Raw genomic sequence first — 11593 nt, 5'->3', positions numbered from 1 at the left:
TCCAAGCGTCGCCGTTTGAAACTCCCGGCGCACGCTCACGTTCTCAGCGACAGGAAAAACCTCTGCATTGGAGACACCATGGTCGACGTTTCGCTCATCAAGGAACATCTGGAAGTCGTCGGTTCGGACGGCGGTCACGTCGGTCGCGTCGACCACGTGCTGGGCGACCAGATCGAACTGGCCAAGCTGGATCTGGCCGGCGGGTTCAAACACCATCTCATCCCGGTCAGCTGGGTGGCGCGGGTCGACGACAAACATGTCCACCTGAACCTGACGCAGGAAGACGCCAAGGCGCGCTGGTCGGAAAAGCCGCACTAAGCGCCAAGGACAGAGTTTTGGACGAAGGCCCCGCTGTCGCCGGCGGGGCCTTTTCTGTATTTAGCCATGCAGAACCGCCACGCTGGAGCTGACCGTGATCCGACTGATCCTGAATATTCTGTGGTTCGTATTCGGGGGCTGGCTGTCGGGCCTCCTGTGGCTGCTGGGTGGCGCGATCCTGGCGTTGACCGTGGTCGGTCTGCCGTGGACCTTCGCGGCGTGGCGCATCGCCAGCTATTCCTTCTGGCCGTTTGGCCGCGAGATCGTCTGGCAGGAGGCGCACCCGGTGGCGGGTTGTATGGGCGTGGTGCTGAACGTGATCTGGTTCGTATTCGCCGGTTGGTACATCGCCCTGTCGCACCTGATGATCGCGGTCGCCGAGTTCATCTCGATCATCGGCATTCCGTTCGCGCTGAAGGACCTCGAACTGGCCAAGCTGGCGCTGGCGCCGGTCGGACGCACGATCCGCGACAAGCGTTAGACGCATCAAAAACGAAAACGGCCGGGTCTCCTGCGAGAACCGGCCGTTTCCTTGTGTGATCAGTGTCGAGGCTCAGCCCGGCGAGATCATCTTCTCGGGGCGGACGGCTTCATCGAACTCGGCGTCGGTCAGATAGCCGCCGCCGACAGCTTCTTCGCGCAGGGTGGTGCCGTTCTTGTGCGCGGTCTTGGCGATCTTGGCGCAGATGTCATAGCCCAGCTTGCCGTTCAGCGCCGTGACCAGCATCAGCGAGTTGTTCAGGCCGCGCGCGATATTGTCCTCGCGCGCCTCGATGCCGACGACGCAGTTGTCGGTGAAGCTGATGGCCGCATCTGCGATCAGACGCACCGACTGCAGGAAGTTGTAGGCCATCACCGGATTATAGACGTTCAGCTCGAAGTGGCCTTGCGAACCGGCGAAGGTCAGGGCGGCGTTGTTGCCGAACACCTGGACGCAGACCTGGGTCAGGGCCTCGCACTGGGTCGGGTTGACCTTGCCCGGCATGATCGACGAACCCGGCTCGTTCTCCGGCAAGGCCAGTTCGCCTAGGCCCGAACGCGGGCCGGAGCCCAGGAAGCGGATGTCGTTGGCGATCTTGAACAGCGATGCGGCGACCGTGTTGATCGCGCCGTGGCTGAAGACCATGGCGTCGTGGGCGGCCAGGGCCTCGAACTTGTTCGGCGCCGTTGTGAAGGGCAGACCGGTGATCTCGGCGATCTGGGCGGCGACCTTCTCGGCGAAACCGATGGGAGCGTTCAGGCCCGTGCCGACGGCGGTGCCGCCTTGCGCCAGTTCCATCAGCGCGGGCAGGGTCTGTTCGATGCGCTTGATGCCGTTCTCGACTTGCTGGGCGTAGCCGCCGAACTCCTGGCCCAGGGTCAGGGGCGTGGCGTCCTGGGTGTGGGTGCGGCCGATCTTGATGATGTGGGCCCAGGCGTCCGACTTGGCCTTCAGCGCGGCGTGCAGGTGCTTCAGCGCGGGCAGCAGGTCGTTGACCACCTGTTCGGCGCAGGCGACGTGCATGGCCGTGGGATAGGTGTCGTTGGACGACTGGCTCATGTTGACGTGGTCGTTGGGGTGGACCGGCTTCTTGGAGCCCATCTCGCCGCCCAGGATCTCGATGGCGCGGTTCGAGATCACCTCGTTGGCGTTCATGTTCGACTGGGTGCCCGAACCCGTCTGCCAGACGACCAGCGGGAAGTGGTCGTTGAGCTTGCCTTCGATGACTTCGTTTGCGGCCTTGACGATGGCGTCGGCCAAGGCTGGGTCCAGCTTGCCCAGGTCGCGATTGGTCTCGGCGGCGGCGCGCTTGACGATGCCCAGGGCGCGCACGACGGGCAGGGGCTGCTTCTCCCAGCCGATCTTGAAGTTGCCCAGCGAACGCTGCGCCTGAGCGCCCCAGTAACGATCGGCGGCGACCTCGATGGGGCCGAATGTGTCGGTTTCGATACGGACGTTGCTCATGGGCGGAAATCTCGTCTGTCAGGCGTGGCGATGGGTTGCGCGGCGGTGTAGCACGGTCGTCATGCAGGGCAAGGCGAGCACGGATATCCTCACAACGGTAGGCGTCGCATGACCGCCGGCTGGATCGGGACAGGCAAGGTCCGGGCGCGCGAGGATGGCGATGCGGTCGAGATCGTGATCGACGGCCTGACCACTCAGGCCAAATACTACAAGCCGCTGGTCTATGAGTTCATGCGCAAGGAGTGGCGCGGCGCCCGGCCGTCCTGGGGCGACCATGTCGTGGAAATCCGCATGGAGCACGTCGGCGAACCGCCGTGGATGGACCTGGACAATCTGGCCAAGGCCCTGCTGGATTCGATCAAGGGCTATCTGTTCCACGACGACGCCCAGGTCGCGCGGCTGCTGGTCGAACGGCACGAGGGCGACAGAGAGCGGATCGTGATCCGCGCCTATCCGCGTCGGCCCTGACGCCTATTTCTTGCGGAACTGGTCCAGCGAGACGACCTTTGGGCCGTCCGAGGCGGGCGACGGATCGTGGGACGGGTCCGGCGTCTCCTCGACCACCTCGACGATCTCCGGCTCCTCGAACTGCAGCAGGAACTGCACGCTGGGATCGTAGAAACGGGTGACGGCCGAATAGGGGATGACCAGGCTCTTGGGCATGCCGCCGAAGCGCAGCTTGACGGAAAACTTGTCCGTCTCGACGCGCAGGTCCTCGTACTGATGCTGCAGCACGACGGTCATTTCGTCGGGGTATTTCGCCAGGATGTCGGGCGCGACGCTGACGCCCGAGGCGCGGGTCTTGAAGGTGATGTAGAAATGATGCGCGCCGGGCAGGCCGTCGGACAGCACCCGTTCCAGCGCCGCGCGCATGACGCCGCGAAGGGCCTCGTGCGCCAGTCGCTCATACTGCATCTCATCGACCGGAGGGGTCTGGTCGCTCATCGTCACCTCGCAACAGAGCGCGACTGATAGCGGCGCCAAGGCGTGGACGATAGATGTCATTACGGTAAAGCGCCGGGATTCTGTTGCCAGGCTCCCGACAGGCCCCGCCCAAGGATCTGAACCCCTAGGACTTAAGGTTCGAAATCACCCGAACCGCATTACGCGGCGAGAGCGACTTCTCCAGCGAAGTTATCGTTCGCAGTTAGAAAATGGCCCGATACGGTGGGCCAGGACGAGCGAAAGCAATCCTCTTTACACGTCCGTCGATGCTAGTCGGCCCCATGCTGCCTCCGCCGATAACGCGGGGAGAAAGTTGGTGGAGCCGCCGGGAATCGCACCCGGGTCCGGTCCGCTTATTACAAGCGCGTTTATCGCCATAGTCCGGCCGAAACCGAACGGTTCGAATATAGGGCGACGGTGGACGCTTTCCAAGCGCGTTGTCGAATAGGCTTTAAACCCGAGACCAGTCGGGGGTCTGGTTTCGGAACCACGTCAGTTGGCGCTTGGCATAGTTGCGGGTCGCCTGCTTCAGGGCGGCGACGGCGGTCGGAGGGTCCGTCACGCCTGACAGATGCGCAGCCAGTTCCCGCAGGCCGACGGCCTTCATCGCGGGAAGCGCAGGGTTCAGATTCCGCTGCATCAAGGCCCGAACTTCCGCCAGCACGCCCTGATCCATCATCTGGTCCACGCGGCGGTCGCAGTTGTCATACAGCCGCGCCCGATCGGGTTCGATCACCAGGCCGGTCCAGTCGCTTGGCGACAGAAGCGGCTGCGTGTCCGCCTTCCAGGCGCTGAGGGTGCGGCCGGTGGCGGCGTGGACGCTCATGGCCCGCACCAGCCGCTGGCGGTCGCCCTGTTCGATGGCAGACGCGGAGGCCGGGTCGATCTGGGCCAACCGCTGGCGGAAGGCGGTCTCACCGTCCTGCAGATAGTCGGCCTGGATAGTATCGCGCACCGATGACGGCACCGTGGGAATGTCGGCCAGGCCGCGCGTCAGCGCCATGAAGTAGAGGCCCGTGCCGCCGACCAGGATGGCTGGGCGGCCTTCGTCACGCAGTTCGGTCAGCAGGTCGAGAACGACGCGGCTCCATTTGCCGACGGACCAAGCCTCGGCAGCATCGGCCACGCCGTACAGCCGATGGTCGGCCGTCGCCTCCTCTTCGGACGAGGGGCGGGCGGTCAGGATGCGCAGGTCGGCATAGAGTTGCTGGCTGTCGGCGTTGACGATCACCCCGCCGGTTTCGCGCGCCATCTTCAGGGCCAGCGCGGATTTGCCCGATGCGGTGGGGCCGGCAAGCAGGATGACGGATGGCGGTTTGGACAAATCGAGGCTCGCGGCAAGGCTGGGACGGCGATAGAACGCGCGCCTTATCGCCTGCAAGCCTTCTGGGAGATCGTCTTGGTCGAACGCACCGCCGTCATCGCCGCGCTGGACGCCGTCATCGACCCCGTGTCGGGCCAGGGGCTGGTCGCCGCCGGCCTGGTCCAGGGTCTGGTCGTGGCCGAGGACCGCGCGGGCTTCGCGCTGGAGGTCGATCGTCGCCAGGCGGCCGCCTACGCCCCGGTGCGCGATGCGGCCGAAGCCGCGCTGAAGGCCATTCCCGGCATGGCGCGGGTGTCGGTCATCCTGACGGCCGAGGCGGCGTCGGCGCCCGCGCCGCGCACGGCCGGCCTGTCGAAAGCCGCCGTCGATCAGGGGCGGCCCAAGGCCCCGGTTCCGACCGACCGTCCCGCCCATGTGCGTCGCGTCCTGGCCGTGGCCAGCGGCAAGGGCGGGGTCGGCAAGTCGACGGTGGCGGTCAATCTGGCCGTCGCCCTGTCCCGGCGCGGTCTGTCGGTCGGCGTTCTGGACGCCGATGTCTATGGGCCGTCGTTGCCGACCATGCTGGGCGTCTCCGGTCAGCCGGCCTATGAGGACGGCGCCATCATTCCGCATCAGGCGCATGGGCTCAAGGCCATGTCGGTCGGGTTGCTGACCAAGATGGACGACGCCATGATCTGGCGCGGGCCCATGGCGTCGCAGGCCATCACCCAGATGCTGAGCCAGACGCGATGGGGCACGGCCGAGGCGCCGCTGGACGTTCTGGTCATCGACCTGCCGCCCGGCACGGGCGACGTCCAGTTGACGCTGATCCAGAAGACGCCGCTGGACGGGGCGGTGATCGTCTCCACCCCGCAGGAGGTGGCCCTGGCCGACGCGCGTCGCGCGCACACCCTGTTTCAGAAGGTCGGGGTGCCGACCCTGGGCCTGATCGAGAACATGAGCGGCGACGTCTTCGGTCGCGGCGGCGGCGAGGCCGAGGCGGCGCGGCTGTCCGTTCCCTTCCTCGGCGACCTGCCGCTGGACGCCGCCTTGCGTCAGGCCGGCGATGCGGGACGACCGTTGGCGGCGGCGGATCCTTCGGGCGACGTGGCCAAACGGTTCGACGTCATCGCTGCGGCGACGGCCTCTGCGCTCGGCCTTTAGAAAAATCCGTCGGGCCGGGGGTTTTCAAAGGCAACCCTATTCGCCACCTTGGGTGCTGCCAATCGCCAAGGACATCCAATGAGCGTCGACGCCCTGTTCCGCCCCTTCACCGTCAAGGGGCTGACCCTGCCCAACCGCATCGTCATGGCCCCCATGACGCGGTCCTTCTCGCCCAACGGCGTGCCGACGTCCGATGTCGCCGGCTACTATCGTCGGCGGGCCGAGGGCGGCGTCGGGCTGATCGTGACCGAGGGCACGGTGATCGAGCGGCCGGCGGCGCGTAACGACGTCAATGTGCCGGTCTTCCACGGCGAGGCCCTGCCGCAATGGAAGACCGTGGTCGACGAGGTTCACGCCGCCGGCGGCCTGATCGCGCCGCAGATCTGGCACGTCGGCTCGGCGCGCGGTCAGGGCGCGGAATGGGAGCCGCTGGGCAAGGTCGACAGCCCGTCGGGCATGACCGCCCCCGGCAAAAACAAGTTCGAGCCCATGACCGAAGAGGACGTCGCCGACGTGATCGCCGCCTTCGGCCGCTCGGCCCGCGCCGCGCGTGATCTGGGCTTCGACGCCGTGGAGATCCATGGCGCCCACGGTTATCTGATCGACCAGTTCTTCTGGGGCGGGCTGAATGCGCGCGAAGACCGCTGGGGCGGGGCGACCATCGCCGACCGCGCCCGGTTCGGGGTCGAGGTCGTCAAGGCCGTGCGTGACGGCGTGGGCGAGGACATTCCGGTCATCCTGCGTCTGTCGCAATGGAAACAGCAGGATTACGCCGCCCGCATCGCCGAGACGCCGGATCAGATGTCCGAATGGCTGTCGCCGTTGTCCGAGGCCGGGGTCGATGTCTTCCACTGTTCGCAACGCCGGTTCTGGGAGCCGGAGTTCTACGGTTCCGATCTGAACTTCGCCGGCTGGGCCAAGAAGCTGACCGGCAAGCCGACGATCACCGTGGGTTCGGTCGGGCTGGACGGGGAGTTCATCGCGGCCTTCGGCGGCGAGGCGTCGCAGCCGGCGTCGCTGGACGGCCTGCTGCGCCGGCTGGAGGCGGAAGAGTTCGATCTGGTCGCCGTGGGCCGCGCCCTGCTGGCCGATCCGCAATGGGTGGCCAAGGTGCGCGACGGCCGCACCGACGAGCTTCAGAACTTCGAACGATCGGCCCTGATGAGCCTGTCCTGATCGTTCAGCGTCGTCGAGCCGGTCAGGCCGGCTCGACGATGACCCCCGTTCCATAGGCCAGGACCTCCGTCACGCCGGGCATGATCTCGGTGGCGTCGTAGCGGACGGCCAGGATGGCGTTGGCGCCGTGGGCCTCGGCGTGTTTGACCAGTTCGTCATAAGCCTCCTGGCGACCGGCTTCGGCCAGTTTGACGTAGGCGCCGACGCGCCCGCCCAGCATCGACTGCACCCCGCCGATGGCGTCCGAGATGGCGTTGCGCGAGCGCACCGTCACGCCGCGCACCAGGCCGATGTGGCGGGTTACGCGAAAGCCGGGCAGGTCGTTGGTCGTGGTCACATACATGGGTGTCTCCTAGCGACGTTCGAGAACGCGGAAGGTGAAGGCGTGATCGTCCTTCTCGCCTGCCGGATGCGGTTCAGACGATACCTCGACCCAGGCCGTTTCGTCGAATGGGGGAAAGACGGCGTCTCCTTCGGGCGCGGCGTCGACCTCGGTGATATAGAGGCGCTTGGCGCGGGGCAGGGCAGCCTCGAACAGGGCCGTGCCGCCGATGACGCAGATTTCGTCCACGCCGTCGTCCTCGGCCGTTTCACGCCCGATCTCGATGGCCTCGTCCAGTGTGGCGCAAACCAGGGCGCCCTTGGCCATACCGTCGGCCTCGTAGGATTCGTCTCGGGTCATGACCAGGTTCAGCCGTCCGGGCAGGGGCCTCAGCGGCAGGCTTTCCCAGGTCTTGCGACCCATCAGGCAGGGCTTGCCCACGGTGATGGCCTTGAAGCGCTGCAGATCGCTGCGTAGCCGCCAGGGCAGGTCGCCGTCCCGGCCGATGACGCCGTTGCGTCCACGCGCGACGACAAGGGAAATGAGGGGCTGGGGCAAGAACCTTGACCGTACTGCTGCGTTGAGGTGGGCCACCCATGAACGCGAGCCCCGCCATGAGCAAGTATATCCCCTCCATCATCGTCGGTTTGGTGGTCGGCTTCGCCGTCAGCTTCGGCCTGGCCTTCTTCTTCGCGTCGCTGGGGGCGCGTTCCGGGTTCCTGCCGATCATGGCCGGCGCCTTCTTCGGCGTGTTCACCGCCTACATCATGGCCAATCTGGTCGGGACGAAGCGAGGCAAGGCCGCGACGCCGGAGCAGAAGCAGGCCGCGCTGGATTTCCGGCCCGATGCCGACAAGGCTCTGCTGATTGTCTATCGCGAGGGCTTCGTGGGCAAGGCGGCGGGGCTGGACCTGTCGCTGGACGATCGGTTCGTGGCCCAGCTGAAGAGCCCGCGCTTCACCGCCGTCTCCGTCGCGCCCGGCGGCCACCAGTTGTCGATGGCGTTCGGCGGTCTGGCGGGCAAGCAGAACAAGCCGACGCTGGAAGGCTTCATCGCCGCGCCCGGCGAGGTGATCGCCTTCCGCGCCACGATGCAGATGGGCATGACCAAGAACCGCATCGTGGTGGATCGGATTTCCGCCGACCAAGACTTGGTTCAGCGTCTCAAGCCGATGATCATGATCGCGCCGGAGGCTTAAGGCGCGGCCTGAGGCTCTAGCCACTTCAGCCATTTGCGCTGCATGGCCTGCTCCAAATCCACGCCTGATCGAGCGCAGTAGATCAGCAGCATCCCCAGCACGTCCGCCGCCTCGTCGCCCAGCGCCTGGGTATCGGGCGCTCCCCGCGCGCGGCCGGTCAGACGCAGATGTTCGGCGGTCAGTTCGCCCAACTCTTCCTGCAATTTCAGCAGCGCCCAATCCCGATCCCGGTCGATGTCATGTTCGGCGGCATAGATGTCGGAGATGCGCAGGACGTCGGCCTGCAGGTCCTTGAGGTTCATCAAACCGCGACAGCCGCTTTGATATGCGGCCAGGCCTCATAGCCCTCCAGCGTGAAGTCGCTCAGCTCGAAGCCGAACAGGTCGGTCTTGGGCGCGATCCGCATGACCGGCAGGGGCAGGGGCTCGCGCGTCAGCTGAAGCTCGGCCTGTTCCAGATGGTTCAGATACAGATGGGCGTCGCCGAAGGTGTGAACGAAATCGCCCGGCTCCAGCCCCACGACCTGGGCCAGCATCATCGTCAGCAGGGCGTAGGAGGCGATGTTGAAGGGCACGCCCAGGAAGACGTCGGCGCTGCGCTGATACAGCTGGCAGCTGAGCTTGCCGTCCGCGACGAAGAACTGGAACAGACAGTGGCAGGGCGGCAGGGCCATGTCGTCCACGTCCGCCGGGTTCCAGGCGGTGACGATGTGGCGCCGGCTGTTGGGATTGGTCTTCAATCCATGGACCAGTTTCTCGATCTGGTCGATGACGCGGCCGTCGGGCGCGGTCCAGGACCGCCACTGCTTGCCATAGACCGGCCCCAGCTCGCCCTCGGCGTCGGCCCATTCGTCCCAGATGCGGACGCCGTTGTCCTTCAGATAGGCGATGTTGGTCTCGCCGCGCAGGAACCACAGCAGTTCGACGATGATGGAGCGCAGGTGCAGCTTCTTGGTCGTCAGGACCGGAAAGCCCTTGGCCAGGTCGAACCGCATCTGGCGACCGAATACGCCGAGCGTCCCGGTGCCGGTACGGTCATCGCGCCGCACGCCGTTGTCCAGGATGTCGCGCAACAGGTTCAGATACTGACGCTCGGGATGATCGGCCGGCGCGGAGATGCGGGCCTGAACGTCGGCGCTGAGCGTGGCGTGGATCATCTGGACGGTCATGGGTTCAAGGTGCATCAGATTTCCGATTCGCGGTCCTGGCAAATCGGCGTCTTCCACAGAATTGATTCGGGCGGACAAGCCGGTTCGTCCTCGCACTATCGCAGCGAAGGGGGGAGGGCTCGATGCTCCACACCCGCCGTCATCCTCGGCCTTTTGCCGAGGATCCATACGCTCGGTCCTGAGGTCGGGGCACGGCGCTGGGCACCGGGATTATGGATCCTCGGCACAAGGCCGAGGATGACGAAGTGGGGCGTCCGGGCATCGTCTCCTCCCTGCGAAGCGGGGAGGTGGCTCGAAGCGCAGCGGAGAGACGGAGGGGCTCTTCACCGCATCACCAGCGCCTGTGGGACTTCAACAGCCCCTCCACCACGCTACGCGCGGTCCCCCTCCCCATTGCATGGGGAGGAGACGGTCTGGTCAGCCGCCGAAACCGCCGTCGTCCAGGAAGGCTTGTTCTTCGGGCGTCGTTTCGCGCCCCAGGGCGCGGTTGCGATGGGGAAAGCGGCCGAAGCGGACGATGATGTCGCGATGCAGCCTGCCCCATTTCTCCAGCTCTTCGTCGCCGGCGACCAGGGCCATGTAGCGGTCCTGATTCTCGATCCGTTCGGAGTGCTCGAACGGCAGCAGGAGGAAGTTCTTCAACTCCGGTTCGACCGCCAGATGCAGATCGCGCGCCACCGCCTGATTGGCGAACATCAGGGCCAGCGGATCGGTGGCGAACTGGTGCGCCGTGCCGCGAAAGCTGTTGCGCGGATACTGGTCCAGTAGGATCAGCAGGGCCAGGGCGCCCTCGGCCGTCGCCATCCAGTCGTCCAGTTCGCGCCGCGCGGCGGCCCAGTGAACAGCGCGGCCCCGGTCGCGGAACAGGGAGTCGAACGCCTCGTCCTTGGCGAACCACTTTTCGGGCCCGGCCTCTTTCCAGAAGGCGACGACGGAGGAAGGGGTTATGAAGACAGCCATGACCCAGACCTTATCCAATCCGCTGCCCGTCTTCCATGACCGCGACTGCGACCTTTCGATCATTCGCGGCAAGCGCGTGGCCATGATCGGCTACGGCAGCCAGGGACGCACCCATGCCCTGAACCTGCGCGATTCGGGCGTCAGCGACATCGTGGTGGGGCTGAAGGAGGGCTCTAAGACGCGAGAGCTGGCGCGCGCCGATGGATTCGAGGTGATGACGGCCGGGCAAGCGGCGAGGGGAGCGGATGTGATCGCCGTGATGACGTCCGACGAGGCGCATCGCGACCTTTGGCGCGACGAGCTGGAGCCGAACGCGCGACCGAGCGCGGCCCTGGTGTTCGCTCACGGTCTTTCGGTGCGATTCGGCCTGGTCGAACCGCGCGCCGATCTGGACGTGATCCTGGCCTCGCCCAAAGGCATAGGGCCGCGCATTCGCGACCTGTACGAAGCCGGGGAAGGGGTCTTCTGCCTGTTCGGGGTTCAGCAGGACGCGACGGGCGACGCCCACGCGCTGGGCCTGTCCTATGCGGCGGCGCTGGGTTGCGGGCGCAAGGGCATTCTGGAAACCACCATGCGCGACGAGTGCGAAAGCGATCTGTTCGGCGAACAGGTGGTGCTGTGCGGCGGGATCGCCGAACTGATCGACGCCGCCTTCATGAAGTTGGTGACCGCCGGCTATCCGCCCGAGGTGGCGTGGTTCGAATGTTTCTACGAGACCAAGCTCGTGACCGACCTGATGTACGAGCGCGGGATCGCGGGCGCCTTCGCCAAGATTTCAAACACGGCGGAATACGGCGCCTATCTGACCGGCCCGCGCATCATCGGGCCAGAGTCTCGGCAGGCGATGGATCAGGTCTTGGCCGAGGTTCAGGGCGGCGATTTCGTGGGTCGGCTTATGGCCGACTACGACGCCGGTTCGCCCGATCTGACCGCGCGTCGAAAGGCGCTGGGTTTGAGAACCATCGAATCGGTCGGAGCGCACCTAAATGCGGTGGCGCGTCAGGCGATGGAGACGGCGGCGAACGACGATTGACCGCGCGTCGGGGTCGGCGGTGACTGTTCACCGCCTGATCGCCAGAAATCTCGAAGGAGA

General features: G+C 66.0%; 15 protein-coding genes and 1 other RNA gene. 7 read left to right on the top strand and 9 right to left on the bottom strand.

Annotated elements, in window-relative coordinates; all coding sequences use genetic code 11:
- The first annotated feature begins 78 nt into the window (after positions 1-78).
- Positions 79-318, top strand: a complete 240-nt coding sequence (locus tag B3Z70_RS10505; protein WP_292022598.1) for a DUF2171 domain-containing protein — start codon at positions 79-81, stop codon at positions 316-318.
- A 94-nt stretch (positions 319-412) separates the two neighbouring features.
- Positions 413-799: a YccF domain-containing protein gene (locus B3Z70_RS10500; protein WP_292022596.1), complete on the top strand. Its 387-nt coding sequence runs from the start codon at positions 413-415 to the stop codon at positions 797-799.
- A gap of 72 nt (positions 800-871) precedes the next feature.
- Here B3Z70_RS10500 and fumC read toward each other — a convergent pair whose 3' ends face one another.
- On the bottom strand, positions 872-2263 hold the full coding sequence (fumC, locus tag B3Z70_RS10495) for a class II fumarate hydratase (protein WP_219354105.1): 1392 nt from the start codon (positions 2261-2263) through the stop codon (positions 872-874).
- A 108-nt stretch (positions 2264-2371) separates the two neighbouring features.
- On the opposite strand from fumC, the gene B3Z70_RS10490 reads away from it, so the two are divergent.
- Complete coding sequence (locus tag B3Z70_RS10490; protein ID WP_292022594.1) at positions 2372-2731, top strand: RusA family crossover junction endodeoxyribonuclease; 360 nt, start codon at positions 2372-2374, stop codon at positions 2729-2731.
- A gap of 3 nt (positions 2732-2734) precedes the next feature.
- On the opposite strand, the gene B3Z70_RS10485 is transcribed toward B3Z70_RS10490, so the two are convergent.
- The 3 genes from B3Z70_RS10485 to miaA form a co-directional block, all read right to left on the bottom strand.
- Positions 2735-3208: an SspB family protein gene (locus B3Z70_RS10485; RefSeq protein ID WP_292022591.1), complete on the bottom strand. Its 474-nt coding sequence runs from the start codon at positions 3206-3208 to the stop codon at positions 2735-2737.
- Positions 3209-3276: 68 nt separating this feature from the next.
- Positions 3277-3644, bottom strand: a transfer-messenger RNA (tmRNA) gene (ssrA, locus tag B3Z70_RS10480).
- A 15-nt stretch (positions 3645-3659) separates the two neighbouring features.
- The gene (gene miaA / locus B3Z70_RS10475; protein WP_292022589.1) at positions 3660-4532 is read right to left on the bottom strand and encodes a tRNA (adenosine(37)-N6)-dimethylallyltransferase MiaA; all 873 of its coding nucleotides are present in this window, start codon (positions 4530-4532) and stop codon (positions 3660-3662) included.
- 75 nt (positions 4533-4607) lie between these two features.
- On the opposite strand from miaA, the gene B3Z70_RS10470 reads away from it, so the two are divergent.
- Together B3Z70_RS10470 and B3Z70_RS10465 are read left to right on the top strand one after the other, a co-directional pair.
- Positions 4608-5675: an Mrp/NBP35 family ATP-binding protein gene (locus tag B3Z70_RS10470; RefSeq protein ID WP_292045489.1), complete on the top strand. Its 1068-nt coding sequence runs from the start codon at positions 4608-4610 to the stop codon at positions 5673-5675.
- 78 nt (positions 5676-5753) lie between these two features.
- Positions 5754-6851, top strand: a complete 1098-nt coding sequence (locus B3Z70_RS10465) for an NADH:flavin oxidoreductase (protein ID WP_292024294.1) — start codon at positions 5754-5756, stop codon at positions 6849-6851.
- Positions 6852-6873: 22 nt separating this feature from the next.
- On the opposite strand, the gene B3Z70_RS10460 is transcribed toward B3Z70_RS10465, so the two are convergent.
- A complete protein-coding gene (locus tag B3Z70_RS10460) occupies positions 6874-7194 on the bottom strand; it encodes a YbjQ family protein (protein WP_292024292.1) in 321 nt (106 codons plus the stop codon).
- Between the two features lie 9 nt (positions 7195-7203).
- On the bottom strand, positions 7204-7731 hold the full coding sequence (locus B3Z70_RS10455) for a dihydrofolate reductase (protein ID WP_292024290.1): 528 nt from the start codon (positions 7729-7731) through the stop codon (positions 7204-7206).
- A gap of 56 nt (positions 7732-7787) precedes the next feature.
- Here B3Z70_RS10455 and B3Z70_RS10450 point away from each other — a divergent pair, with 56 nt between their 5' ends.
- Complete coding sequence (locus B3Z70_RS10450) at positions 7788-8372, top strand: hypothetical protein (protein WP_292045487.1); 585 nt, start codon at positions 7788-7790, stop codon at positions 8370-8372.
- On the opposite strand, the gene B3Z70_RS10445 is transcribed toward B3Z70_RS10450, so the two are convergent.
- The 3 genes from B3Z70_RS10445 to B3Z70_RS10435 all read right to left on the bottom strand — a co-directional run bounded on the left by B3Z70_RS10445 (position 8369) and on the right by B3Z70_RS10435 (position 10500).
- Positions 8369-8674, bottom strand: a complete 306-nt coding sequence (locus B3Z70_RS10445; protein WP_292024285.1) for a phosphoribosyl-ATP pyrophosphohydrolase — start codon at positions 8672-8674, stop codon at positions 8369-8371. The genes B3Z70_RS10450 and B3Z70_RS10445 overlap by 4 nt on opposite strands.
- Positions 8674-9528: a thymidylate synthase gene (locus tag B3Z70_RS10440; RefSeq protein ID WP_292024295.1), complete on the bottom strand. Its 855-nt coding sequence runs from the start codon at positions 9526-9528 to the stop codon at positions 8674-8676. Before B3Z70_RS10440 ends, B3Z70_RS10445 begins: the two co-directional genes overlap by 1 nt.
- Before the next feature lie 429 nt (positions 9529-9957).
- Entirely contained in the window at positions 9958-10500 is a 543-nt protein-coding gene (locus tag B3Z70_RS10435; RefSeq protein ID WP_292024281.1) for a DUF924 family protein, read from the bottom strand.
- Between B3Z70_RS10435 and ilvC the strand changes: the two genes are divergently transcribed.
- Complete coding sequence (ilvC, locus tag B3Z70_RS10430) at positions 10499-11533, top strand: ketol-acid reductoisomerase (protein WP_292024278.1); 1035 nt, start codon at positions 10499-10501, stop codon at positions 11531-11533. The genes B3Z70_RS10435 and ilvC overlap by 2 nt on opposite strands.
- Positions 11534-11593: the final 60 nt, after the last annotated feature.

This window comes from Brevundimonas sp. UBA6550 (assembly GCF_002434505.1).
GTDB lineage: Bacteria > Pseudomonadota > Alphaproteobacteria > Caulobacterales > Caulobacteraceae > Brevundimonas.
The sequence above is the reverse complement of the archived record's forward strand: the minus strand, read 5'-3'. Positions and strand labels throughout refer to the sequence as shown.

Excerpts from the sequence above, each read along its gene's own strand:
- B3Z70_RS10505 (WP_292022598.1), top strand. The coding sequence starts at position 79 with ATGGTCGACGTTTCGCTCATCAAGGAACATCTGGAAGTCGTCGGTTCG.
- fumC (WP_219354105.1), bottom strand. The coding sequence starts at position 2,263 with ATGAGCAACGTCCGTATCGAAACCGACACATTCGGCCCCATCGAGGTC.
- B3Z70_RS10490 (WP_292022594.1), top strand. The coding sequence starts at position 2,372 with ATGACCGCCGGCTGGATCGGGACAGGCAAGGTCCGGGCGCGCGAGGAT.
- B3Z70_RS10485 (WP_292022591.1), bottom strand. The coding sequence starts at position 3,208 with ATGAGCGACCAGACCCCTCCGGTCGATGAGATGCAGTATGAGCGACTG.
- B3Z70_RS10465 (WP_292024294.1), top strand. The coding sequence starts at position 5,754 with ATGAGCGTCGACGCCCTGTTCCGCCCCTTCACCGTCAAGGGGCTGACC.
- B3Z70_RS10460 (WP_292024292.1), bottom strand. The coding sequence starts at position 7,194 with ATGTATGTGACCACGACCAACGACCTGCCCGGCTTTCGCGTAACCCGC.
- B3Z70_RS10450 (WP_292045487.1), top strand. The coding sequence starts at position 7,788 with ATGAGCAAGTATATCCCCTCCATCATCGTCGGTTTGGTGGTCGGCTTC.
- B3Z70_RS10445 (WP_292024285.1), bottom strand. The coding sequence starts at position 8,674 with ATGAACCTCAAGGACCTGCAGGCCGACGTCCTGCGCATCTCCGACATC.
- B3Z70_RS10440 (WP_292024295.1), bottom strand. The coding sequence starts at position 9,528 with ATGATCCACGCCACGCTCAGCGCCGACGTTCAGGCCCGCATCTCCGCG.
- ilvC (WP_292024278.1), top strand. The coding sequence starts at position 10,499 with ATGACCCAGACCTTATCCAATCCGCTGCCCGTCTTCCATGACCGCGAC.
- B3Z70_RS10435 (WP_292024281.1), bottom strand. The coding sequence starts at position 10,500 with ATGGCTGTCTTCATAACCCCTTCCTCCGTCGTCGCCTTCTGGAAAGAG.